Here is a 25159-nt window from a genome sequence, read left to right as displayed (position 1 = left end):
ACGATGGGGCAAACCGTTTTACTCATGATTGATGTTCAGCAGGCGATGTTCATGTATGATGAGAAGCTGTATCGTGAGCAGGAAGTTGTAGCGCATTTGCAGCAGCTTTTGGACAAAGCCAGAGCTGCAGGTACACCAGTGATTTTTGTACAGCATACCGATGAAGCGGATGAGGATTTCCGAGAAAACAGTGTAGGCTGGGCCATCGCCGACGTAGTGCGTCCTCTTCCTCATGAACGAATTGTCCGTAAATCATCCTGGGACAGCTTCTACCAAACCGAATTGGGCCATGTACTGAAGGAACTGGGGGCCGATCAACTCATAATCGCGGGGATGCAGACCGAGTTTTGCCTCGACACGACTTGCCGAAGCGCCTATAGTCTGGGATATCAGAACAATGTGCTCGTGTTGGATGCGCATAGTACATTTGATAGCAAGGTGCTAAGCAGTGAACAAATTGTAGCTCATCATAATGGGATGCTTGGCAATCGTTTTGTGCGTTTACTTGCGACGGAAGATGTACATTTTTCGTAATTGTTGAAGTTTTATGTTCCAAGCCGATTGCTTTCAAGCAAGTCGGCTTCTTTTTTAGTTCATGCGAAAAACCGCCCTTTCGAGGACACCTTGAGAAGCAAGCTGGCACAATAGGACGAAGATCATGAATATTGAAAGGCAAAGCCGTCTTCAGAAAATTCTGGAGGCCTTTTTTTACCCAGCGATGAGTTAGAAGATATTGGTCGAAGAAAACTTTTTCACCTATGGATTGGAACTTTCTTTTTTAACAGAAAATTCAATTTATGATCATAATTTTCAGAAAAATTAAGAAATTAACAGAAAACGTTAGAATGGCCTATTTATTGTGGACTATATGGCCCTATAAACATCTGTACATAGATATGTGTAAATATTTGGACATTGAGCAAAATCTGCATTAGAACTATGATAAAAATGGTTTTAATTTCCAATGAGAGAAGGCGATCGAACCGTCACACTCACTGTCTTAGGCACCATGATATGCCCGCATGCAAATGTATCTTGCAGTCGCTACATCTCGTAGGTTAAGAGCGGAAATTACGAATTGAAGTGCAATCATGGATGTATTGTGTTTTGAACACAGCGAAAGGAATGTGAGTTTTTAATGAAAAAAGTAGCTTTAGTAAGCCCGTTGAGAACAGCGGTCGGCTCTTTTAACAAAACCCTTGCGCCTCTAAGCGCTTCCGAACTGGGGGCAACTGTGATGACAGCATGCCTTCAGCAAAGTAAATTAGAGCCTTCTTTGATTGATCAGATTTATTTGGGAAATGTTCTTCAGGCGGGCAATGGACAAAATCCTGCCAGACAGGCGGCATTAAAAGCCGGTATCCCTATTGATGTACCCGAAACAACGATAAACACGGTTTGCGGTTCAGGACTTCATGCCGTTGCTTTAGCTTACAATTCAATATTGGCTGAACAAGGCAACATCGTCTTGGCCGGAGGCATGGAGAGCATGTCGAATGCCCCTTACCTGCTAAGGAATGCAAGAAACGGCTACAAACTTGGCAACGGTGAGTTGGTAGACTCCCTAGTGGCCGACGGCCTTACGTGCCCGATCAACCATTACCATATGGGAATTACCGCAGAAAATGTTGCCGAGAAATATGGAATTTCAAGACTTGAACAGGACGAATTTGCTTATCAAAGCCAGCTAAAAGCCGTAGAAGCAAAAAACAAGAAGCTTTTTGAAAAGCAAATTGTTCCGGTCATGATCAAAACCAAAAAAGAAACTATTTCTTTCACAGAGGACGAACACATAAGAGGAAATACAACGCAAGAAAAACTTTCTCAATTAAAACCTGCATTTAAAGAGAACGGGACGGTTACCGCTGGAAATGCTTCAGGAATCAATGATGGCGCGGCGGCCGTGCTTGTAGTGTCGGAAGACAAATGCAAGGAACATGCATTAAAGCCATTGGCATATATCAAGGGTTATTCACTTGTTGGCGTTGACCCTGCATATATGGGAATGGGGCCAGTGAAAGCCATTTCGACACTTCTTAAGCAGCAAGGTATATCCATCGATGCCATTGATCTTTTTGAAATTAATGAAGCGTTTGCCTCACAAGCATTAGCGGTAGTGAAAGAGCTAGGAGTCAGTCCGGAGAAGGTGAATGTCAATGGCGGCGCAATCGCGATCGGGCATCCTGTCGGTGCCAGCGGTGCTAGGATATTGACTACGTTGGTTCACGAAATGGTTCGAAGATCTTCACGCTACGGCATCGCCTCGTTATGCATCGGAACAGGAATGGGAATAGCCATGCTGGTTGAAAATGCGCTCATTTAAAGTGCGTGTTCAGGATGACTTTTAGAACTATCTCTTAAAAGGAAGGGAGATCGCTATGAATCAAAAAGATGTACTTTCACTCCAATCTATGCCTGCGGCTAGCGGTAGCTACGGGCGCCCACCATACCGCTTCATCAACCGGGAATTTTTTATCATTACCTATGAGACCGATCCTGCTGCGATTAGACAGGCGGTCCCAGAGCCTCTTGAGCCGGATGGAAGCAATACGGTCTCCTATGAATGGATCAAGATGCCCGATTCATCCGGTTTAGGATGCTATGAGGAAAGCGGTATTGTCATTCCGTGTACTTTTCAAGGAGAACCCTGCAATTTTGTCGCCCAAATGTATTTGGATAACGCGCCTGCTATTCTGGGGGGACGCGAAGTCTGGGGATTTCCGAAAAAATGGGCAAAGCCTCGCCTGAGCGTGGAGGAAACGGAGACGCTGACGGGTACATTGCATTATAATCACGTCCTGGTGGCCACGGGAACTATGCCTTTCAAATATAACATTCTTGATGAAAAAGAAACGGCTAAAGCCATCGCAAAAACGCAAGTTAATTTGAAATTAATTCCTGATGTTGACGGTACCCCCAAAATCGCTCAGTTAGTAGCGTATAATCTCGAGAACATTACTGTAAAAGGCGCCTGGTCAGGGCCTGCCAGATTAAGCTTGATCCCCCATGTCAACGCTCCAGTGGCAGATTTGCCGGTTAAAGCTTATATTGGCGGGAAACATTTTATTGCTGATTTAACTCTTCCATATGGAAGAGTCCTCTACGACTATCTCCAATAAAGTTTGCTTTCCTAAAAATATATATATATAAGGAGAAGGAACCATGAATAACAAAGTAATCTCCGCTGAAGAAGCAGTTAAGAAGGTCAAAGACGGAGACACGGTGATGTTCGGAGGGTTTCTGGCAGGAGGCTTTCCAGAGGACCTGGTTCGTGCGCTTGTCGACACCAATCCTGCCAGCAATCTTACGATTGTTTCCAATGACACAGGCACACCGGAATTATCTATCTATAAACTTGTAAAAAGCGGCAGAGTAAAGCGGATTTTTGCATCCTATATCGGCTCCAATCCGGAAACGGGAAGGCTCCTGATGACGAAAGAAGCGGAGGTCCAACTCTTCCCGCAAGGCACGCTCGCTGAAAAAATACGCGCAGGAGGAGCCGGTTTGGGCGGGGTTTTAACACCTGTAGGTGTAGGCACTGTTGTAGAGGAAGGAAAACAGAAAATCAAAATTGATGAAAAGGAATACTTGCTCGAACTGCCGCTCAAAGCCGATGTGGCATTAATTAGAGCCCATAAGGCTGATGAAGCGGGGAATCTTGTCATCAACGGCTCTTCACGTAACTTCAATATGGTTATGGCTACAGCGGCAGAGTATGTAGTTGCTCAGGTAGACGAATACGTAAAGACGGGTGAAATTGACCCCAATCATGTCAACGTTCCCGGAATATTTGTCGACGCAATTGTAAAGGTGGGTGAAAACGCATGAATAACAGAGAATTTATTGCTCGAAGAATAGCCCAGGAATTCAAAAATGGTGAAGTTGTCAACCTTGGTGTCGGATTGCCTACAATGGTAGTGGACTATATCCCCGAGGACATTCATATTATGCTGCAGGCGGAGAACGGAATCCTCGGTGTAGGCCCCAAAGCGGCTCAGGGAAAAGAAAGGCTCGATTGTATCGATTCAGGCGGAAACTACGTTACAACTATGGAAGGAGCATGCTTTTTTGACAGTGCACTTTCATTTTCCATCATCCGCGGAGGGCATGTGGATATCACCGTGTTGGGCGCCCTGGAGGTCGATGAGAAAGGCAACCTTGCAAGCTGGATGATCCCAGGGAAAAAGGTGCCAGGCATGGGGGGAGCCATGGATTTGGTAGTTGGAGCCAAGAGAGTGATTGTAGCCATGGAGCATGTGAACAAAAATGGGGCGCCGAAAATACTGGAACAATGCAAGCTGCCCTTGACTGCTGTAAATGTTGTAAAGACCATAGTAACCGAAAAGGCTGTCATCGATGTTATTCCGGGTAAAGGGCTGCTGCTGAAGGAAATTGCCCCGGGTTTGTCAGTGGAAGATGTTCAAATGGCGACAGAGGCTGAGCTGATGGTTTCACCACATTTGAAGGCCATTGCAGTGTGAAGGTCATGGGAACGGCACAAGCCCTTAAGGGGAGATGGGGACTGACTCCGAAGAAGTTTCAGGTCCGTGTGGGCTAATCCCCCGTCTCTCGACTGCATTTAGTTTACAAGTAGGGTTCGCTAATTGCTCATTGAGCAATTGCGAGCCTTTTTTTGTTGGAGTGGCAAATAAAAAGCGCCTTTTATGCGCGTAAAATCCAATCCGCTACATGCTCAGCCACTTTCGTGTGGTTAAGATAAGCAAAGAAGTTGTGGGGATTGGAACGCCCAGTGTGACTATCTTTCCAGAATGTCTGAATAAGCGGCTGATCATCAATACTTTCTATTAAATTTCGATTTAGCATCAGATGGAAATCATCTTTAACCGTTGCATCATGCGCAATGTAGTCATCCTCGGCGTTAATATTGGTCCAATGTCTGATATTTGCGGGATACATACCGTCGTCAGGCTCATTGGAATCATACAAGCTGCGCTTTACGGCTGGCTCGCCTAGCGGATTACCCAATGTTAGCCATTCGTTAACTTTGTGTTCCCATAGATGTTTGTATTCGCTCATACGTGAAAATTTCCATAAAACATCGTAAGCCACCATGCACCCCATACTATGGGAAAGCAGCATGACATCCCCTCCACTACTTAAAGCCTTGGCTAGAGGGCACTGTAGCCTTTCGCGAATTTGGGAGCCTATTACACGACTGGTTAAATAGGCTCCAGATCAGGGAGAATCCTTTTGATCGCACGGGTGCTCATACCAAACAAAGAGAGGTAAGGGCTGAGTATTTTTGCAGCATCATCATAGAAGTGTATAGTGGGTTCATTGGCTATCAGACGCTCGTATTCCTCCGGGGTCATATGATTCGTTGGTCGATTCATTAATTGTTCCATACTTTCGTCGTAATAATGGTCTGGAACGTAGAAATCTCCATCGTCTTCTTCAAAAAGTTTTCTGTACCGAGGTCGACTCTCTAATAAGAGCCGATTGTTGATGTCACCATAATAACTAAATGTCAGTGAAATCTGCTCTTGCTCCAGCTTTTGTGCCGCTTCCTCGTTCACTCGACGCAATCCTGCGATCAACGCTTTTTTAATGAGACGAAGCATTTCGTCGCATCTGGGCTTTTTGTCACGGCCGTGAATGATGACTAAATGTTTGGTTCCCATCTCCTATTGTTCCTCCAGACGATCCACACGGACGGTTTGGGTATTGGTGGGTCTGCTGCCTATCTGTACAGTGGCCATACCGTTCGCTTCGTCTACATGCTCAATCCAGATCGGTTTACCATCCAATTGTACGGCAATGGTATCGGGCGAATCATAAATAGCTTTTGCTCGTTCCACGTTCATGCTATTCTTCCCCTCCTGATTGTTGTTGTCTGCATTCATTCAGAAATATAGTTCACCTAGTCTTCATCTATAATCCGTTCAACATCTAATGAAGGGATGCTATGAGAAGGCGAAGTTGAAACTACAGCCTCCAAATCCACATGAGCCACAGCTATGGGAAAAGGCGGTTGGATTCCATGGGAAAGAGCAAACTCTGGCGGCAATGCATCCTGTTCGCCTCCGGCGGGTCCCCGAAAGGCGACATGATTTTGACCCACACGATGCCTGATTTGCCGAGGAAAGGATTTTCCGGACATAAATTGTGTACCTCCTTTTGAATCGGATATGCCTTACTATGCACCAAAATTGTTGTAACCATGCGCAAGCAGAAGTAATTCGCAGTCTTCATTTGCACCTCATACAATCACTTGTACGAAGCATACTAAGTGAAAAATCATATGCTCATATCCCGGGGTGACCGGAATCGAAGGTGCAAAATGCGGATTTAAGAAAAGGGGGACTGGCGGTATGCATACGGTCTGGAAAGGCGCAATCAGCTTCGGGCTGGTTCATGTGCCCGTTAAAATGTTTTCAGCGACTGAGGATAAGGACATTTCCATGCGTTATATTCACAAGGAGTGTGGAAGCCCACTTAGCTATGTACGAAAGTGTCCCGTTTGTGATAAAGAGGTTGAGTGGGAGGAAATTGGAAAAGGCTACGAATATGAAAAAGGAAAATTTGTCATGTTCGACAAGGAGGAACTGGAGCAAGTTAGCGGACAAGCGGATAAAAATATTGTCATTTTAGATTTTGTAGATTTGCAGGAAATTGATCCGATTTACTTTCAGAAAACCTATTATTTGTCCCCGGATCAAGCTGGCTCCAATGCGTATAAGCTGCTCATGAATGCGATGAAGGATACCGGGAAAATCGGGATTGCCCAAATCTCCATCCGCTCTAAAAGCAGCCTGGCGGCTATTCGGGTTTTGGATGAATGTTTGGCGGTGGAGACGATGTTTTACCCCGATGAAATTCGCCCCATTGCTCAAGTTCCTAACTTACCGGGGCAGGAGGAGGTTAAAGAGAAGGAGCTAACTATGGCAAAAATGCTGATCGAGCAGCTATCTACACCTTTTGATGCAGCGAAGTATACGGATCAGTACCGCGAGCGTCTGCTGGATCTCATTCAGCATAAAGTGGCTGGTGAAGAGGTGCGAATCGCCCCAACACAGCCTCAGACCAATGTAGTAGATTTAATGGCCGCCCTTCAGGCCAGCATCGAGGCAGTGCAACCTGTCGTTACCGATCCCGGCCCTGCTGCGAAAAAACGCCCTGCGCGTAAACCAGCAGCCCCAACAGCACAGCAGGCTGTTGCAGGCGAGAACATCTCTCCGACTCCAGTCAAAAAGAAAAGAAGCACTGCCAAACGTAAATAAACTTAAGCTGAGTTCAGAAAAATCTGGCTAAGGGGTGGCGGTGAGACTGCTTTGATACGATAGTAGCTGACTGAACGCCCCCCGCTCATCTTGTTCCAGTTGGCGGTAGTTCCCCTGCTGTATGACCTCGCCTTGATCCAGTACGACAATTTGATCTGCATGTCTGATGGTTGACAGGCGGTGAGCGATGACGATCAACGTCATTTGACCTTTCATCCGTTCCAGTGCTGCCTGAATTGCGGCTTCATGCTCACCATCCAGCGCACTTGTCGCTTCATCTAGTATAAGTACCGGAGGATGATGCAAGACAGCCCGTGCTAATACTAGCCGTTGACGTTCTCCTCCAGACAGACGAATCCCGCGATCTCCAATGACCGTGTCCAGCCCTTCGGGCAGTCTGGATACAAAGCTGTCTGCGGCTGCAAAATGTAACGCCTCCCATAGTTGCTGCTCACTAGCATCCTTATCTGCCAGCATCAAATTTTCGCGGACAGTCGCATGAAATAAAAATGGGTCTTGTGACACGTAACCAAACGACTGCCGCCACTGGGGCAACAATTCATCGTCCAGAACAAGCCCGTCTATTGTAATCTGCCCCCCAGTTGGACGTAAAAAACCCATCAGGACATCGACCATTGTACTTTTACCTGCTCCCGATTTCCCTACAATGGCTGTCATTCCCCGGGCCGGTATGAACAAATTGATACGACGCAGCGCAGGCTCTGCTGCACCATCGTAGCGATAACCCAGATGGCTGCATTCAATTCCATGACGAAGGGACAGGGGTTGCCGTACAGATGCAGATAATAGATTGAATACCGATGGATCGGAGAAAACTTCGCACTCCTGTTGCACCTTGGTGACACTTTCAAAAGCGGAGATCATAGACATGATGTATTCCAGACTCGCTTGAATAAGGGCAAATCGGGGCCATAAGCGGGAAAATATAAGAATCAGCACAATCAGTTTTTCAGATGTAACATGCAACCACTGCAACGATATAAATATGACACAAGCGACAAAAACAGCTGCCGCTGTACGATGAAAAAACTGTGTGGTCGCATTTTGTCGGACAAATTGGGTCGTATTATCCTCCATTCGTTGTGTCAGGGAGCGAAACCAATGGATATTCGCCGCTTCCAACAGATTGCTTTTAATATCTTTCATGCCGTTCATGTGATCCGTAATTCCAGCAAAATAAACCTGCGATAGCTCGGTCGTACGATCACCTAATTGTTTGGCATTTCGAATGGAGCGGCGGAACACGACAAACAGCCCCAATCCACTCAGAAATACCAGTCCGGTTAAAGAGGGGGATAACCAAAAAGCCAGCGCAATCTGGATCAGCGTAAACATGACGGCTGTAGTCAGTTGAAGAAGCAAATTCGTTCCCTGACTGACACGCGCCAGTTCAGTCGTCATCACATGGCTAAAATCAGATTTACGCTGACGCAAATAAAAAGCCCACTGCGCCTTCATAAAGGAAGTGTACACGTCTACTCGCAGAGAACGCATAAAACGCTGCTGAATCCGCGAATTCAGGATGGATTGGTAACGCTGAAGCAAAGCCTGCCCTGTAAGCAGCACTACAAAAACCATCAACATTCCCGGCAACAGCCAGCTTTTAGGAATGAACGGCAAAAAATGATCCAATCCATCAGACAGAAATGGCATCCCTGAATGACCGACAAATACGCCGATGGCCGCCAGCATAGGAACAAGCATATAAATGCCAAAACCCTCAAGCAGGCTAACAATAATCATACATCCAATATTGAGAAATAACGCACCGCCGTTCACGCTATACAGCTTTGTCATATATAATCGCAGGTGAACCATAATGCACACTCCTTATCGAGTCAGTGCTTTGAAAATCGCCGCTTCAGCCAAAGAAATGGACGTAAAGGGATATACAAAAAATGCAGCTGGCGAGGCAGTGGAAAAACGGCCGAATCCCCCGTAGAAGGAAATAAACGGCTGATGAGGTAACTTAGTCTGTGTCTTGGCTCTTTTAAGGAAAGCAAGTAAGTGCGGCTGACCGGCTGATGGGCAGCCGCCGTGTTTCTGGTCATGACTTGGCTGGAGGCGACAGCTGGAGTAATGGGGGCACAACTGGTAGCTGTGCTCATCGGGCTATAGTCGTCGTTACTGACACCTTCTGTGATGCTAGTAACGCCACTGGTGGCAAGCATGGCTGCTTCGCCACAGGTACTACACAATGAAGGACCGCCATCCGGAGGGGCGGCCTCCGCTTGCTCCGCCAAAGCTCTGCTGTGCAGCAGCTCTGATGGAGCAAGCCTACCTGTACCCGACCCGTGGGCAATCGGGTATGGTGCGGGAACGCTGGCCTGCATGAAGGCCAGCGCGCTCAGCGCGAGCCTGTGCGCCTGCCGGGTAGCCGATACCGGACGCATCGGCTCTGGTATCGGCGTACCCAACAGCGCAACGGCGAGCGCCCAGGCCTGCCCGCCAGCAGGCAGGCCCCCGTAGCGGCGCATCATCGGCAGTAGCGCCTCCCAATCGACAGCACATACCGCAAGCCTGTCGATGTCAACCAGCCAGCGTAGCCTGAACCAGCCGTGACGCGCACCATGCGCACTCAAGTACAGAAATTGATGCTCGCTGCCAAGCGTATACATACAGGACGTCATGGCAGTCCTGTTGTCGGCAGGTGCCAACGGTACCATCCGACTGGCTCCTGTAGCTTTACCCATTTGCCGACAGCTCCACAGCTCGTCAAAAGAGGGTTCCCCACCCCCATCCGGGTGAAGACGCCAATGCAACTCTATCTCTACCCGTTTTTGCGGATGGAGGTAGGATGCATGATGGTCCTTCCATTTCCAACTGCCAAGGACACGCACTTCTCCGCTCTTGGACGCATATCCGGCTTCCTTCATCCATTGCTCAGCCTCATCCATATCGTCAGGGGCAATGAGTAAATCGATGTCCTTGGAGGTACGCAGAGAAACATCCCCGTACAATTGCTGTGCCAGAGCAGGACCCTTCAGCATAAGCACACGGATTCCATGAGTTATGAGCAGCCTGGTCAGACGCCCGGCTTCTGCTTGAAGATGAAGCATGCGAAGCGTGTTTCGATGATATTGCGCCTGAAGGTTTCGCAACAATTCTGCGGGAATGAACGGATGATTCAATGTTTTCAGTTGGAGATACACCGTAGGTACCACTCGATGGTGCTCGGTCAGACGTAAAAAGCGGACCCAATCCATCCCACGCAGCTGGGTAGCAGCAGTCTTATCCTGCCAATGAGAAACGTCTTTCCCCAATAGAGAGAGTAACAACGTTAATTCCTGATCCTCATTCCAATTCGCAAGTTCCAAAACAGACTTGGTGGGCATGCATTCTTCTCCTTCGATTCTTTGGACTTCTTTTGTCTCATCGCGTTAAAGTAAAGAACTACCTTTATCTGCCATATTTGTACTTGTATCCGTCACAGCACGTCTCCCGAATATCCCCACCACCGTAAATGCTTCCATCTCCCGTTTCCCCGTAACATAAATCGGTCCGCTACGTACCCATGCATGTGCGGCCAAGCGGCCAGCGGCATTTTTGGCTGTGCCCAGATACAGCGTGCAGTCCAGTTTTCTACGTCCCAGCAATGTCATTGCCGCAGCGGCTTGTACAAGACAACTACTGCGCCAAGGAGTATAACGGCTTGCCAGCTCCACAGCGTGCGAGATCTGCTTAATGGACTTCTCCTGCCTGACATCACACTGCCATGGAGTTTCTTCCATACTTATGCCCCAAATCCTTGAGTAATCCCATAAAGAACGACGCTGGCGTAGCCTCGCCCATCCCAGCTCCAGCCAGGCTTCCGGCAACAATCTCCTGACCTCTGGGGACAGGAGAAGAAGCCGTTGTATCCGCATATTATACCGACTCCCGTAGAAGCTTTAGCAGTCCTTCCCGCTCCAACTCAGCCACAAAGGTGTGTACCTGCTGTCTGCACTGTTCCTCGTCCACCTCATATTCGTTCGTCAGGACAGTTACGATATCGCCAAGTGAAGGACCGGATTCTGCCAGTTCCCAGATTCGTCCTCCTGTGAAGCCTAAGTTGTAATATTTACCAGTGTTAATGCTCATCATCACTTTTTCCCCGTCCATATCACTGACGTAGACCTCTTCACCGTAAATGACGCGATAATGGTCTTTAGCTGGATTAGTGGCTACCATAACTCTTCTCCTCCTTACGAATGATATCAAGTACCCGTTGTACAACCTCGGACGCAGTAAAGACGGAACTATCCCTCAGCAGCCGCCAGCCCTCTATTTTACGAGCCATCCTAGCCGCTGTATCAAACGACCATTCACTCAAACCCATTCGCGGAATAATCACCCTACGATATGTATGTTGTAGTAATGTATGCAAGCACTCAAGAACGTTCAAGGGCTGTTCCGTAACTGCCACTAACTCCCCTTCGCGCATCGACGCACGGATTGGTGAATCTGCCACTAGCTCAAATACGCCCCCTAAGGGCAGCGGATCGTTAAAAAATTCATCTACGGCGGGTACGGCATATTTATTCAGCTCATCTGCAAGCATACGCAGATCTCTGTATTGTGGCATTACAGAATTGCCATCCGTTAGGGATCGTATGTGGTTTAATGTGCGTGCATGCTTGTTCTCCCGTAAAGCCTCCAGTTGGAGCAAGCTATCCAACCCCAGCTTTTGCTGCGGATAAGCTGGATACACGATAGCTGAGGAAGCCGTAGCTTCTACAGCAATCACGTCATCACTAACCATCCGATAACCTGCCTGCCTAAAAGTAGCAGCCAGTGTCGATTTCCCCGTACCCGATTCACCCACAAATGCGTAGGCCCTCCCCCCAATGACGACCGCACTTCCGTGAATAGGTAATATTCGTCTTTGCATCAGCAGAACACCCATGCATGTACCCAGCACAAATAGCCGCACGGTGTCAGGATCGGCCCCGGAGAATATGCTTACCTCGATTTCCTTGCCTTCCCTGACGGCATAAATGGCCGTGCCTGGTATTTGGAACATAAATCGTTCATCCAGCATCACAAAATTGGCCTGTTCCAGCTGACCACTCCATGCAGTCAAATCAGCCTGTCGAATGACTACATCCTCTACTGCTTCCGGTGCTGCCAGGAGCAGCTCAGGCAGATTCAGTTCACTGGCAATCCTGAGTCCAAAGGCTGTATATTTCGTCCAACTAACATTTGCACTCCTGTCATGCACGGTAGGACTCACTCCTCTGTCCTTAAAAATCCCGTCTTTATTTCTTGGGCAAACCTCTAACCCGAAAGAAATAAAGACGGCTCTGTATTGAATACGAGTCCAATGGATTATGCTATTTTCGTTCATTCAATCGTTATCGGCCGAGCTGTTTGGCTTCCAGTCCAACATCGGCTACATGTATAACCATCTATTAGCTTGGATTATAAATATCGGCATCGTGGTCGGACACCCAATCAATCTGTCTCCAGCCTTTCCCCGCCATGGTCTGGCTAATATCCAGCACCTCTATCGTCGGTTCCTGCCATTCTTTTTTACTCATTTCATCACCTCCCCTCCAACGAATGACGAACTGTCCGTCCGGATCAATCTGAATCAGTTCAATCCACAGAGAAAACGGTACACGATCAGGCTATGCATTAGTAGTCGTATATTTGGATCAGACGCCTGTTCAGGGCGGGGGTGGCGAAGTTTCGCCATAGCCGTCTTTATTAACTCAATATTGAGATATTCAGCCGCTCGTAAATCATGACACATCAGTTGAAGCTCCCCCATAAACGTATCCCAGCAAGGAAGCATACGATGTAGCCAATCGGCAGGCTGCACGCCGCGTACCCGCTGGTTCAACCGAACGTCATCAGGTAGATGATCACGCATGGCTTTACGAATGAGGGCACGGTCCCGACCGTTTTGCACATACTGCTCAAAAGGCACCGATAAGCAAAAACGAATTACCCGGCTGTCCCCGGTCGGATCACGTTCCCATAGTCCATAACGTAGTGAAAGTTTGGTCGCGACCACACCATTTTTGTTGGCAATCGCCAAATTTGAGAACTTCTCTTTTCTCGTCTGATCGGCATTTTTTATCCAACCTGTTCCGCTCAATACAGGAATATCTTCTACATGCATTCGTTTGGCAAACTCCGGGTGAATCAGGGAAGGAACGGGACTTCGATTGCTACGCCGCAACCATGAATGAGATTCAAGTGAAGTCGCTTTTTTCAACATTACGGGGAGTAGATGTGACATACGCCTGCCCGTAAGCTTGCTGTACCGCCACAATCCCTGAAAGGATTGCAACCAGTGCAAACGACGAAACTGCCGGGCATAATAGTCTAGTGCAGGGCCCCACGATACGGTAAAGTTGCCTCGTGCCCCGGTCAACAGTACACCGACATTGTGCTCCTGTGCTTTTTCGTAAAAACCTCTGATCCAGAAGGAGTTTTCAAAATATTTGTAGGGTGCTTCCATGAGTTCCAGCCAAATATCAATTTCTGAAAACGGACTTTTCCCCTCAAAATCCATATAATTCTCGTGAATGTTGCCCACATAGCGAGCCGTAGACTGAATATAGCTTCGTTCGTTCGCCAGCAATGTAGGCGGTGTCCAGTCTGTAAAATCTTGAACAGGCACATAGCTGTAGGCATGCAGCGGCTTTTGTTGCAAATGCAGCGATGGCGCGGCAAAGCTGGCAACCGCTCCAGAATCCAGCCCTCCGCTTAAGGCAGCCCCTACAGCGCGATGCGTCCGTAGTCGGGCAGTGACCGCCTGTGTGAACACCTCGCGGAAAGCTTCTATGTACTCGCCCCCTGTTTTGAGCCGCAGTGGCTCTACCTCATCCAGACATGCATATTTATGAAGGGTTCGCTTTCCCTCCTCCATCGTGAACCAATGTGCAGGAGGAAGCTGATTGATATGCTTGTATGCGGTCGTTCCGATATCTATGGATTCCTGCATGGCCCGGATGGACAAAAATTCGGCCAGCCATGGCTCATGTAGTTCTTTTCGCAGAGAGGACAGGGCCAAAAGCGGAGCGACTACCGTGCTAAACGCGAATCCTCGGTCATGCTGGTAGATGTACAACGTACGATTGCCTGTCATATCTCGAGCACCATATAATCGATGTTCCTTGGCATCCCAAATAACAAAGGCAAAATCACCTATCAGATAACCGGCTGCATCCACTCCCCATTTGTCATATGCCAGCAAAATCAGCTCGCTGTCCGTGATATCTTGTCGCCGTTCCTGCTCAATTCCCAGCCGTTCAAACAGCTCGGAACGGTTGTCAATAATTGCATCCGCTGTGATTGCCAAATCTCTTAGCTCATCATGGAAGGGAAGACGCTCATGAACAGATTGCGGGGTCACATGCTGGGCATGACAACCCAAAAAAATAGAGCCTTCACACCAAGCGTATACGCGGTCAGCGGGATATTTTCGCAGAGCTTGCATCATTTTCCCGCCTTCTTCGGTGCATACGGACTCATGCCCAAAGCTATAGATTCCGGCAATCGCACTCACGTTCTTCCCCCTTTTTCTTTTCCTATACTTGATAACACTACAGACGCCAAGCGCCCGAGCTTACGGGAAAAAAGGCTGCGATATCGGAGACCTTGATTTGGGCGTTGATAGCTTTGGAGCTGAGCGATAAGACGGTTTCGCTCCTCATAGCTATGTGCCAACCTGTTTTCCAGGGATTGAATCCGCCGATCGTTCACGATCTGGTCCACATGCATCCTTGCCGGATCTTGAGGTGCAGCATGACGGGTTGCATTTATCACGAGTTCTCTGTTATCTGCATCCTGTTCTTCCAGCATCCGATAAGCTACCTTCCATTCAAAGCCGCTTTGCTGGAGGAATTGTTGTGTACGTCGACTCAGCAACTCTATATCCGGCTCATCTTCAAAGCGGACTCCAGTCATCTGCTCAGCCTGCTCCAGCTCTTCCGCGTAACCAAGCTGCTTAAACATGCGGGACCCAATGCTTCTGCAATACAGCTCAATTTCCGTTTTACTCAACAAGTGTTGCCAGCTATGTACCGAATCTTGATGCGCCTGCTCATGCTCTCCTACGAAGGGATCACCCGCTCCCATACTATAAAAAAGACTGGATTTGGGCGTATCCGCAAAGTCCCCGTACTTTTCCATCCCCAGCTCGTACTCGATTCCCAGAAAACCGCACAGCTTCTCGATCTCCATCGTTGGATTGGATACGAGTTGTTCATATCTAAGCGGGTATGCAAGTGGATGAGGTGTAGCAAAATAATGAGCATAACGGAATAAACCAACCGTAATATCCGTCATTTTCATATTAAAATGCGGACCCCCCAGTTCCTCCAGCAGTTGAAAACGTCCATGCCGTAGCTGATTAACCTTTTTGAATGAGGCCACAATGGCCAAAGGATTCCGGATAAGCCACAGCCTGCGGGCAGCAGGGAATAAACGGTCTATAAATTCTAAAACCGTATAGTAACGCGGGGATTTGTCGATAAGCATATCTGCTGTTGTTCCTTGAAGCAGACCATTATATATTTCAAGTGCATACGAACGGGAGGCCTTCTCCAATACATCGGGGGGGACCATACCTTCAAAAAATTGCCGAAGTATCCCTGTTCCTCCATATGGCCGTGCATGTGACTGAGGAAGATCATATAAACTGAGCAGGAACCACATTTCCTGCGTGGCAAACAGGCGGGAATGGTTTTGCAAAATGGCGGTAAGCAGCGAGCTTCCACTCCGAGGGACACTTAACAGGAATACCAGCCCTCCGCCTTGCTTTTCAATCAAGCAAACTCCTCCTCTACCTCTGCTCAAGACACTTTAATAGATACATATCGTATTTTTTATTATAAATTTATGATACATAATGTATCTTGTCAATCCCTTTGATGGATAAATTCAGCACTTCACGTTCATGTTAAACCATATGTAGATCTATGAGCTCAACAATCAGCCTATAAATAAAGATTTTGCTGCATATTAACCAAAGGAGGTAGCACTATGGGACAAGCTGTTAAAGGCACAATTACCATTGAAGGTCAGGAAATTCCTATCACAAACCCAGATAAACCGCTGTGGCCTGAAGCAGGCGTGACTAAGGCGCTATATCTTCGCAAGCTCGCGGTATTGGCTCCCTTCCTGCTCAAATATTGCCATCATCGTCTGCTGACCGTCATCCGCTGGCCACATGGGATTCATGGTGATTTTTTTTATCAAAAAAATGCCCCACGTCCTCGGCCGGACTATATTGAAACCGCTCTGCATGACGGTATTGAATATATTGTGCTCGGCAAATTGCCACAACTTCTCTGGCTTGGTAATCAGGCTGCGTTAGAATTCCACCCCTCTCTACATGAAGCGGGAAGCAAGCTGCCCTGTGAATGGATGATAGACCTTGATCCATCCAGAGAGGTGGAGCCACGTATTATGGAGGCCGCCTCTATTGTCGGTGAAGTACTGGCTTCGCTTGGTTTGGATTCCGTCCCCAAAACATCCGGGGCTACAGGTGTACAAATTATCGTTCCGATCCGTACAGGCATAACCTTCGACGAACTTCGCAGCATCGGGCTATTAGTCGGGCAGTTTGTGACAGAAAAGCACCCGCATCTGTTCACACTCGAACGGTTAAAGAAGGACCGTGGAACAGCCATCTATTTTGATTATTTGCAGCATTATCAGGGGAAAACTCTGGCCGCTCCTTATACCCCGCGGGCACGCCCCGGCGCTACGGTCTCTACTCCGCTAACCTGGGAAGAGGTACGGCAAGATGTATCACCACTTGACTACCATTTGCTGAATATTGAGGAACGACTAAACCAGGTAGGCGACTTGATCGACAAGGTTCCTCCCCAGCCCGTAGAAGACGTCCTCAAGCATATGCGCACCAAGGCACACCGAACCTGATCCATGCTTGGAAGAACAAAAAAGGGGACGAACCCCGCAGCCATTAGGCTGAGAAATTGTCCCCTTGCGCTAGTGTATTCCTTTTTTCTTAAAGCGTCCGCCCTTCACATCGTGAATGTTACCGATCGCAACGAAAGCGTGCGGGTCCCAATCTTCAACGATGCTCTTCAGCTTCGCTTCCTCCAGTCGGGTAATGACGACGAAAATCACTTTCTTGCTTTCGCCCGTAAAGCCGCCTTCACCTTCCAGATAAGTGACGCCCCGTCCAAGACGGTCTGTCAGGGCATCCCCGATATCACGGTATTTTTCACTAATAATCCAGACCGATTTGGACTGATCCAGACCTTCAATCGTAATATCAATCATTTTCATGGCGATATAATAAGCAATCATGGAATACAGGGCATTTGGCCAACCGAACACAAAACCTGCACTTCCCAGAATGAAGATATTAACGAACAGTACGATCTCACCGACCGAAAAAGGAGTTTTTTCACTGACGAGAATAGCTACGATCTCTGTCCCATCCAGCGAGCCGCCGGACCGAATCACAAGACCCACCCCAACACCGAGAATGACGCCCCCAAAAATAGCGCCGAGCAGCGGTTCGCCAGGAGTCAATGCACTTACATTGTGAAGTAACGCGGTTCCGATGGACATAACGACGATACCGAATAATGTGGATAAAGCGAAGGTTTTACCGATTTGTTTGTAGCCGATAAGTAAAAATGGAAGGTTCAACAGGGTCAGGAAAATACCGAGCGGATAGCCAGTAATCTTGGAGGCCATGATGGAAATACCTGTAACGCCTCCGTCAATAACGCCGTTAGGAACCAGAAATATTTCCAATCCCACTGCCATCAGAGCTGCACCAACCACAATCATGGCTGCACGCTGAAACAGGCGTTTTACTTTGTTCTTCGGATTAGCTGGAATTTTGCTGATCTTGGTCAACTCTCCGGTCACATCTGTGATCTCAGACAGATTTTGGACTTCCTTGCTCACTACACTCATATATAAATCCCCCCGTTACAGTATGGTATATTGGACCGAAAAAGGGGCTGCTATCCGCAGTCCCCTCTCCTTTACCGCGCTTGTGTTATATGAATAGTATACCATAAAACTGCGATTTTGCGCAAAAAAGTTAGCAAAGAGCACATAAATCACAATAAAGTGGGATTATAGCGATAAAAACGTCGAAAATCGCCTTTAAAGGAGTGGAGAGAGCATGCGAGTTAGAATTTCAGCTGTTTTCTGAGATCGAGGCCGTCTGCGGAACACGTTCAAATCAATGCGTGAGGAGTTGGAAATGTCCTCTACAAAATCTGCCGAAAGCCGTTCCAGCGCTGAATTAGCAAAAACTACAGCGGTCAACTCAAAATTATAGAAAAAGCTGCGCATGTCCATATTGGCGGTCCCGACCGAGCCGAGTAAATCATCGACAATCACCACTTTGGCGTGAATAAATCCTTTTCGATATTGGTAGAACTCCACCCCTGTCTCCAACAATTCTTGCACATAGGATAAAGACGCCAGATGAACCAGCTTCGAATCAGATTGGTAGGGAATAATAATTTTCACATCTACGCCACTGACTGCTGCCAGCTTGAGCGCCTCATGAATCCCCGGATCGGGAATAAAATACGGCGTCGTAATCCAAATCCGCTTTTTGGCAACCGTGAGCGCACCAAAACACATTTCCTGAATCGTATCCCATACCTGATCGGGACCGCTGCTCAAAATCTGTACTTCCTCATCCCCGGTGCAGGTATGTGGAGGAAAAAAATTCACATCCATCAATCTCTCCCCTGAGGCCAGCTTCCAGTCGCTAAGAAATGCATTTTGCAGAAAATAGACGCTATCTCCTTCAATCTGCAAATGCGTATCCCTCCAAAATCCCACTTTGGGGTATTTTCCGAGATAATCGTCGCCTATATTAATCCCACCCACAAATCCAATCATGCCGTCCACCACCACGATTTTCCTGTGATTGCGATAGTTAATCCGGCGATCCAAAGTGGCGAAAAACGGAGGTAGAAAATAATGAAATTCCACTCCCGCCTCACTACAGGTACGAATAAAGGAATAAGGCAAATTGTAACTTCCTACACCGTCCACAATGAATCGTACCTTTACTCCCTCACGTGCCTTGCGGATCATGACCTCTTGAAACTTTCTTCCAATTTCATCGGCCCGAAATATGTAAAACTCCACATGGATATGATGTTGCGCTTGTTCCATCGCTGTCAGCATAGCCTCGAAGGTTTCTTCACCGTTCGTCAGCACACGTGTGCGATTACATCCAGTCAACGGGTTTTCTGACATGCGAATTAACTGGTTAAACAGACGCTCCTGATGCTTGAAATGAGGATTATGCATTTGCTCCACCTGTTCAATCACTTTGGATTGCGCCCACAGACGCTCGCGAAATTCACGAAACAGCTGCGATCCCCCTTTTCGGACCATTTTGCGCTTCTGATAATCCTGTGCAACAAAGTAGTACACGACAAAGCCAATGAGCGGGAAGCAAAACAAAATAAAGAGCCAGGCTACCGCTTTGGACGGCTTGCGAAATTCAAAGAGCAGGATCGTCCCGGTCTGAAAAATAAAAACAATTAAAGCCAACAGCAACCACAGCATGTCTAAGCCTCCTTATATATCTTAGGATTTTGCAAAATCCTCATCTACGTTTTATACTAAGCTCCAATTTTTTTGACATGTTTGCCTCTTTAGCTGAATAGATAGTAACCAAGCACTATAGGAGCGATGTCCGGAAAGGAGCGATTATGAAAAAAGGAAGCCTAAATCGCCGGATGACCCTGCTTGTTATTCGGGATGCACAGCAACCGCCCAAGCAGCTACAATGCTCTACAGCCGCTGTCATTCTCGTCCCGACTCTTGTGATCGCGTCTATCTCTACACTCGTGATCGGGCTGCAAATCCGTTCTTCCCATATTATCTCCCAAATGGAAACGAATCTTGCTGTCCAGAGTTTGCAGATGGAGGTCACGGTAGCGGACAAGGATGCAGCCATTGGGCGACTACGGCAGGAAGTCATGGAACTGACGAATCAAGCCACCAATATTCGTGAACGCCTTCAGCGCGTAACAGAGCTGGAACAACAAATGCAGCAATTCATTCGTAAACACGGAAACTCATCTGCCACAAGTAACCATAAAAAGACCATGACGCCGCTCTCCTGGGATGCTTCCGGCCATATTGGAGGTGAACTGATCGCAGTGCATGAAAATACTGCCCTCCTAACTCGCCAGGCAATGGATGATTTTCAGGAGATCGAATCTCTGTTGGACACGGTGGAACGTACGGTTCCCCGCTCTATTCAGCAAGCAAATGCCGTGCAGCAGAATCTGGAGCGCAAACAAGCCGCACAGCTACTCCAGACCCGTAGGCTGGCTCTTGCCGAACAAGGGAATCCCTCCGTTTGGCCTGTAGGTTCACGGCGAATGACCTCCAGCTTCGGCTATCGCAGCGACCCTTTTACGGGTAGGTCTGCCTTTCATTCAGGCGTGGACATTGCCGGACAAACCGGTGATCCTGTCTATGCAGCAGGAGCAGGCACCGTCTTGGAGGCTGCTTCTAGCGGAGCCCGCGGCAAGTGCATCATCATCCAGCATCCTGACGGACTCCAGAGCTGGTATATGCACCTGAGCGGCATGCAGGTGGCTCCGGGAGATCGTGTCCACAAAGGACAGACCATCGGTCTGTTAGGAAGTACCGGGAGAAGCACGGGACCTCATCTTCATTTTCAGATCGTCAAGCATAACCAACCTGTCGATCCATTACTGTATGTACAATGAGGACTTTTCAAAATCCTTACAATAAAAGATTGGGGGAAAACCATCATGTTCAAGGAATCCAAAAAAAAGCTCTCCGCCCCAGCTATGGATACACTGCTCGCTAATGGCACCAGCTTTGAAGGTACAGTTGAGGCAGAGGCCAATATTCGGATTGACGGTCATTTTCAGGGCGATATCCGCAGCACTCGTACTGTCGTCATTGGAGAATCTGCTGTGGTACGTTCGGACATCATCGCACAAGACGTCATTCTTGCCGGTAAGGTGTTCGGCAGCATTACTACAGAAGGACGACTGACCATTACGCCGACAGGTGAACTGTACGGAAATACGGCGACCGCTGCATTGGTCATATCTGAAGGCGGTGTACTGGACGGCACAAGTCAAATGAACCGAACAAAGGATGTAGAGTTGTCAACTTCTACAGATGAGTCAAACGACGAAACCCAATCTAGTTTCAGCAAAAACAGGGAGGACAGCCAAGCCGATCTGCAATCCGAAGCAGGATAAAATCAATATACACTCACTCCATTAAACCCAGTGCGTTCTCCATTCATTCCATAATATCCTCCACTCTGCGTTCCAAAAATAATTGGTACACCTTACGTATGACAATTTTTCCGCACATATACAATGGAATCACCAAAATGATGCCCAGAATCCCGAGCAGGTCGCCACCAACCAACAGTAAAATAACGACTGTCAACGGATGAATATCCAGCTGCTTGCCAAAAACTATAGGTGACAGCCAATTATCCTGAATTTGCTGTGCAGCAATCACCACGACCAGCGACCAGAGCGCCATCGAAGGTGATTCGAGAAATCCAATAATAACTACAGGTATAGAAGCAGCCACTGCCCCCACATAGGGAATAAAATTAAGAAAAATCGAAATAACGGCGAGCAGCAAGGCATAAGGCAAACCTATAATTAAAAATCCAAGGAACATCATCACACCCAACGCGACATTGATCAGCACCCGACTCACGATAAAGCTGCTGAGCGCGCTATCGATATCTTCCATGACCTCTAACGCGTCTTTGTGATATTTTTTAGGAAAGAAGTTTAGCATTTTAGGGCCAAATTTGCTCCCTTCCTTAAGCATGTAATAGAGCAATATGGGAAAAGTAGCCAATACGATAAAAAAGTAGGATACGAACGATACCAGCTTTACCGAGTAATCAGACAGTGTCGAAAAAGCTTCGTTCAACGTATCTGACAGTTGTGACAGCGGGTCTTCACCCGGAGGCAGCACTTGTCTCAAGGATTGATTATGCCGCCATTGGCTCAATTGATCAACCAGACTTTTAATGAGCTTCGGCGCATTTTCAAATAAATTGGTTACCTGATCACGCAGCGTAGGCCACACACCCCATGAGAAAACAAACAATAACACTCCAATGACCAAATAAATCAGCAAAATGGAGATAGATCGTTTGATTTTTCTACGTTCCATTACATCTACAATCGGCCTCAATAAATAATAGAGGAAAAAAGATAGCATCAACGGCACAACCAGCAAGCTGACCAAAGATACGAGAGGACTGAATATAAAGCTTACTTTGGTGCCCAAGTAAATGATGAGTAATAGCATGACAATACCAGTAGTCAGGCGAAAAAAACGATTATTTTGCAGCATATCATGCGGCCCCCCTCTGTTCTGTTCTCTCTACCTCTTTAAACGCAAAATGACCCTATTGATTGATTGTTGCTGAAAATAGATTACAATATACCCCTACACTCAGAATGTGTAGCAAAAATGACATAGATACAGGATAAAATAGTGTTAAATGAGGATTTTGCAAATTCCTGAAATAATAAAAGGACGTCCAAATGCTAGGCATTTGAACGTCCTTTGTGTTACTCTATGGCACTTCCATTTAGGTCGAAACATCCCGTTTTACGAAAACCACCCAGGCAATGGCGATAAAAATCACATAATAGGCGGCCAGCACGGTGAGCGAAAAGGTTAGACTGGAACTTACTGTACCCGGCGGCATATCTAGATATTTTTTCAGATCCATATGTGTAAATAGTACGTATTTAGTCCATTCATAACGATCTGTGCTGAACAAGCCAATAGAGTTATAGACTGTTTTGGTGAACATCATGAACAACGACAGCCCAATCGCCAAGGCACTGGAACGGAAAACTGCGGATAGCATAAATGCAAAGGCCATCGTCACGAATAAGGCGATATAGCTATACAAAAAGTTCAGCGTTACATAAGATATCGGATCACTGAACAGCGGAACAGAACCCGCTGGTGCATCTTTGGATAACATCAGCCATGAGGACAGCGTAACCATCAAGATCAAAATGATCGTTCCGAGCAAACTGAACAAAATCACGGATATATACTTGGACAACAATATTTTGCTGCGAGTCCAAGGTCGGATGAGCAACAACTTAATCGTTCCCCATGTAAATTCGCCGGCCACCGAATCAGCGGCTACAATGACCGTAAACGTCGTATTGAGGAAAAATGTAAACAACGTCGTCAACGCAATTCCATCCCACACACTGACCTGATCGGAAACCAGGGAAATCAGCATCGGAATCGCAGCCGTGATGACCGCCAGCAGACCCAGCATAATCCATGTGCGCACACGCAGGTAAATTTTCAGATTTTCGTTATGTACCAGCTTGAAGAAATCAGCCAATGAACCCGCCTCCCGTCACTTCCAAAAATTGATCTTCCAGCGTACGGGCAATCGGGCGAATCGCATATACTTTAATTCCGTTTGCAGCCAGCAGGCTGTTCATCTCTGCAATCTGTTCCCGCTCCAAGTGAAGCAGCAGTTGATTGCCTTCGACGCGCCCTGCTCCAGCAAGCGCATAAGCTTGCTCGGCATCATTTACCTCAAAAGCAATTTCTGCCGTCTGCACTTCCTCCCCTGTATTCTTCAGCTGCTTGATATCAACCAGCCGTCCGCTCTGAATAATGGCTACACGGTCGCACATCAGCTCCATCTCAGACAACAAATGGCTTGATACGAACACGGTAATTCCTTCCGTACGGGTCAATTGACGCAAATAATCCCGCAGTTCTCGAATACCCTGCGGGTCCAAGCCGTTGGTCGGCTCGTCCAGCACGAGCAGCTTCGGTCGATGCAAAATCGCCTGAGCTACCCCAAGTCGCTGCCGCATCCCGAGCGAGTAGGTTTTTACTTTATCATGAATTCGGTTTCCGAGTCCCACCAAACGAATCGCTTCATCCACGCGCTCTGGGGTCACCCCAGGAGACATTCGCGCAAAATGCTGCAAATTTTGATAGCCTGTCAAAAACTTGTACATCTCCGGGTTCTCAACAATCGCGCCGACATGGGAAACGGCCTTCTCAAAATCGGTATTAATGCTGTCTCCACAAATATGAATGTCGCCCTTGCTGATCGAAATCAGGCCAACCATCATACGGATGGTAGTCGTTTTTCCCGCACCATTGGGTCCGAGGAAACCAAATACCTGTCCCGCCGGAACCTCCAGCGTCAGATCATCCACGATCGCTTTTGAGGAAATGATTTTACTCACACCCTCCATACGTATGACGGGAACCTGTCCTGTCGCTTGCTGCATACTATGAAACTCCTTCCATCCGGAGTGAAGCTGTTATCCATTTTACTGTACATTTCCGGTTTTGGAAGTATTGTACCATATTTAACCTTTTAGAAACACCACGCAACCTCTATTCCTTGTCCTTGTATATCCAAAGCACCCGCCATTTCTCATCTTCCTGTGTCACATAACAAGGCTGTACGATATCAAAATTACCGAATCGGGTCTTGTAATGCTGAGTGACCGTAATACGGTAAACCTTCCCTAACTCTTCTCCATTCGGATCGGTACGAATGTCATACTCAGCCTGCGGCTCCCCCAGTTCAAACGTGAACGTATCCGTCCCCATATCCTGCATAAAAACGTGCGCACGCTGCTGTACATACGTAGATTTCTCGAATTTCTTTTTCATTTGCGAATGAAAAAACTCCCATGAACCTCCGAAATTTCCCGATTGCTCCATAGTGTAAAACTCGTTCAGTGCTTCTACCGCTTGATCGCCCTCGCCTGTAGACATCACCCCACGCAGACCCAGCCACAGCAGCCATAACAATCCACATATGATGGCAAAATATAATAGCTTACGGACGAACGCCGAAGCCGCTCTCCTTCTAAACAGCACACATTGCCCCTCCCTCTGTTGGACTA

27 protein-coding genes are annotated in these 25159 nt (G+C 47.5%); 9 read left to right on the top strand and 18 right to left on the bottom strand.

All coding sequences use genetic code 11. The features are described 5' to 3' along the window. Positions 1 to 3: 3 nt before the first annotated feature. From WA407_RS10585 to WA407_RS10565, 5 genes are all read left to right on the top strand, one after another. Positions 4 to 534 (top strand): cysteine hydrolase family protein, encoded by a 531-nt coding sequence (locus WA407_RS10585; protein ID WP_336077338.1) that lies wholly within the window; start codon positions 4 to 6, stop codon positions 532 to 534. Between the two features lie 604 nt (positions 535 to 1138). Continuing rightward, on the top strand, positions 1139 to 2323 hold the full coding sequence (locus WA407_RS10580) for an acetyl-CoA C-acetyltransferase (RefSeq protein ID WP_336077337.1): 1185 nt from the start codon (positions 1139 to 1141) through the stop codon (positions 2321 to 2323). Positions 2324 to 2378: 55 nt separating this feature from the next. Beyond that, on the top strand, positions 2379 to 3119 hold the full coding sequence (locus WA407_RS10575; protein ID WP_250259069.1) for an acetoacetate decarboxylase: 741 nt from the start codon (positions 2379 to 2381) through the stop codon (positions 3117 to 3119). A gap of 43 nt (positions 3120 to 3162) precedes the next feature. Beyond that, entirely contained in the window at positions 3163 to 3828 is a 666-nt protein-coding gene (locus tag WA407_RS10570) for a CoA transferase subunit A (RefSeq protein ID WP_336077336.1), read from the top strand. Next, positions 3825 to 4481 (top strand): 3-oxoacid CoA-transferase subunit B, encoded by a 657-nt coding sequence (locus tag WA407_RS10565; protein ID WP_336077335.1) that lies wholly within the window; start codon positions 3825 to 3827, stop codon positions 4479 to 4481. The genes WA407_RS10570 and WA407_RS10565 overlap by 4 nt, the downstream gene beginning before the upstream one ends. A gap of 181 nt (positions 4482 to 4662) precedes the next feature. Here WA407_RS10565 and WA407_RS10560 read toward each other — a convergent pair whose 3' ends face one another. The 4 genes from WA407_RS10560 to WA407_RS10545 all read right to left on the bottom strand — a co-directional run bounded on the left by WA407_RS10560 (position 4663) and on the right by WA407_RS10545 (position 6121). Then, positions 4663 to 5100, bottom strand: coding sequence for a hypothetical protein (locus WA407_RS10560; RefSeq protein ID WP_336077334.1), 438 nt, complete (start codon positions 5098 to 5100; stop codon positions 4663 to 4665). An 80-nt stretch (positions 5101 to 5180) separates the two neighbouring features. Continuing rightward, positions 5181 to 5642, bottom strand: a complete 462-nt coding sequence (locus WA407_RS10555) for a hypothetical protein (RefSeq protein ID WP_336077333.1) — start codon at positions 5640 to 5642, stop codon at positions 5181 to 5183. Positions 5643 to 5645: 3 nt separating this feature from the next. Next, positions 5646 to 5825 carry an H-type small acid-soluble spore protein gene (locus WA407_RS10550; RefSeq protein WP_013309199.1) on the bottom strand — a complete coding sequence of 60 codons (180 nt, stop codon included), beginning with the start codon at positions 5823 to 5825 and terminating at the stop codon, positions 5646 to 5648. 56 nt (positions 5826 to 5881) lie between these two features. Next, entirely contained in the window at positions 5882 to 6121 is a 240-nt protein-coding gene (locus WA407_RS10545; RefSeq protein WP_061829618.1) for a hypothetical protein, read from the bottom strand. Positions 6122 to 6332: 211 nt separating this feature from the next. On the opposite strand from WA407_RS10545, the gene ku reads away from it, so the two are divergent. Further along, entirely contained in the window at positions 6333 to 7241 is a 909-nt protein-coding gene (gene ku / locus WA407_RS10540) for a non-homologous end joining protein Ku (protein WP_336077332.1), read from the top strand. 27 nt (positions 7242 to 7268) lie between these two features. On the opposite strand, the gene WA407_RS10535 is transcribed toward ku, so the two are convergent. From WA407_RS10535 to WA407_RS10500, 8 genes are all read right to left on the bottom strand, one after another. Next, entirely contained in the window at positions 7269 to 9080 is a 1812-nt protein-coding gene (locus WA407_RS10535) for an ABC transporter ATP-binding protein (RefSeq protein ID WP_336077331.1), read from the bottom strand. A 20-nt stretch (positions 9081 to 9100) separates the two neighbouring features. Further along, positions 9101 to 10597: a nucleotidyltransferase domain-containing protein gene (locus tag WA407_RS10530; protein ID WP_336077330.1), complete on the bottom strand. Its 1497-nt coding sequence runs from the start codon at positions 10595 to 10597 to the stop codon at positions 9101 to 9103. Between the two features lie 45 nt (positions 10598 to 10642). Beyond that, entirely contained in the window at positions 10643 to 11128 is a 486-nt protein-coding gene (locus WA407_RS10525) for a lasso peptide biosynthesis B2 protein (RefSeq protein WP_336077329.1), read from the bottom strand. A 1-nt stretch (position 11129) separates the two neighbouring features. Beyond that, positions 11130 to 11432 carry a lasso peptide biosynthesis PqqD family chaperone gene (locus WA407_RS10520; protein ID WP_254329312.1) on the bottom strand — a complete coding sequence of 101 codons (303 nt, stop codon included), beginning with the start codon at positions 11430 to 11432 and terminating at the stop codon, positions 11130 to 11132. Beyond that, entirely contained in the window at positions 11419 to 12462 is a 1044-nt protein-coding gene (locus tag WA407_RS10515; protein WP_336077328.1) for a serine kinase, read from the bottom strand. Before WA407_RS10515 ends, WA407_RS10520 begins: the two co-directional genes overlap by 14 nt. Before the next feature lie 190 nt (positions 12463 to 12652). Further along, positions 12653 to 12781 carry a paeninodin family lasso peptide gene (locus tag WA407_RS10510; protein WP_134902123.1) on the bottom strand — a complete coding sequence of 43 codons (129 nt, stop codon included), beginning with the start codon at positions 12779 to 12781 and terminating at the stop codon, positions 12653 to 12655. A 53-nt stretch (positions 12782 to 12834) separates the two neighbouring features. Then, positions 12835 to 14760 (bottom strand): asparagine synthase-related protein, encoded by a 1926-nt coding sequence (locus WA407_RS10505; RefSeq protein WP_336077327.1) that lies wholly within the window; start codon positions 14758 to 14760, stop codon positions 12835 to 12837. Continuing rightward, positions 14757 to 16025 carry a sulfotransferase family protein gene (locus tag WA407_RS10500; RefSeq protein ID WP_336077326.1) on the bottom strand — a complete coding sequence of 423 codons (1269 nt, stop codon included), beginning with the start codon at positions 16023 to 16025 and terminating at the stop codon, positions 14757 to 14759. Before WA407_RS10500 ends, WA407_RS10505 begins: the two co-directional genes overlap by 4 nt. 213 nt (positions 16026 to 16238) lie before the next feature. Here WA407_RS10500 and ligD point away from each other — a divergent pair, with 213 nt between their 5' ends. After that, on the top strand, positions 16239 to 17141 hold the full coding sequence (gene ligD / locus WA407_RS10495) for a non-homologous end-joining DNA ligase (protein WP_013309189.1): 903 nt from the start codon (positions 16239 to 16241) through the stop codon (positions 17139 to 17141). A 69-nt stretch (positions 17142 to 17210) separates the two neighbouring features. On the opposite strand, the gene WA407_RS10490 is transcribed toward ligD, so the two are convergent. Continuing rightward, positions 17211 to 18155, bottom strand: a complete 945-nt coding sequence (locus WA407_RS10490) for a YitT family protein (RefSeq protein ID WP_081276708.1) — start codon at positions 18153 to 18155, stop codon at positions 17211 to 17213. 195 nt (positions 18156 to 18350) lie between these two features. After that, entirely contained in the window at positions 18351 to 19781 is a 1431-nt protein-coding gene (cls, locus tag WA407_RS10485) for a cardiolipin synthase (RefSeq protein ID WP_254329317.1), read from the bottom strand. A gap of 146 nt (positions 19782 to 19927) precedes the next feature. Between cls and WA407_RS10480 the strand changes: the two genes are divergently transcribed. Together WA407_RS10480 and WA407_RS10475 are read left to right on the top strand one after the other, a co-directional pair. Further along, complete coding sequence (locus tag WA407_RS10480) at positions 19928 to 20959, top strand: M23 family metallopeptidase (protein WP_023987449.1); 1032 nt, start codon at positions 19928 to 19930, stop codon at positions 20957 to 20959. 45 nt (positions 20960 to 21004) lie between these two features. Beyond that, positions 21005 to 21466: a bactofilin family protein gene (locus WA407_RS10475; RefSeq protein ID WP_061830256.1), complete on the top strand. Its 462-nt coding sequence runs from the start codon at positions 21005 to 21007 to the stop codon at positions 21464 to 21466. A 43-nt stretch (positions 21467 to 21509) separates the two neighbouring features. On the opposite strand, the gene WA407_RS10470 is transcribed toward WA407_RS10475, so the two are convergent. The 4 genes from WA407_RS10470 to WA407_RS10455 all read right to left on the bottom strand — a co-directional run bounded on the left by WA407_RS10470 (position 21510) and on the right by WA407_RS10455 (position 25133). Beyond that, positions 21510 to 22595: an AI-2E family transporter gene (locus WA407_RS10470; protein ID WP_061830257.1), complete on the bottom strand. Its 1086-nt coding sequence runs from the start codon at positions 22593 to 22595 to the stop codon at positions 21510 to 21512. Positions 22596 to 22836: 241 nt separating this feature from the next. Then, a complete protein-coding gene (locus WA407_RS10465) occupies positions 22837 to 23619 on the bottom strand; it encodes an ABC transporter permease (protein ID WP_061830258.1) in 783 nt (260 codons plus the stop codon). After that, entirely contained in the window at positions 23612 to 24532 is a 921-nt protein-coding gene (locus WA407_RS10460) for an ABC transporter ATP-binding protein (RefSeq protein WP_165176443.1), read from the bottom strand. Before WA407_RS10460 ends, WA407_RS10465 begins: the two co-directional genes overlap by 8 nt. A 109-nt stretch (positions 24533 to 24641) precedes the next feature. After that, positions 24642 to 25133 carry a hypothetical protein gene (locus WA407_RS10455; protein ID WP_061830260.1) on the bottom strand — a complete coding sequence of 164 codons (492 nt, stop codon included), beginning with the start codon at positions 25131 to 25133 and terminating at the stop codon, positions 24642 to 24644. Positions 25134 to 25159: the final 26 nt, after the last annotated feature.

It is taken from the genome of Paenibacillus sp. 203, from assembly GCF_037027525.1.
Lineage (GTDB): Bacteria > Bacillota > Bacilli > Paenibacillales > Paenibacillaceae > Paenibacillus > Paenibacillus polymyxa_B.
The sequence above is the reverse complement of the archived record's forward strand: the minus strand, read 5'-3'. Positions and strand labels throughout refer to the sequence as shown.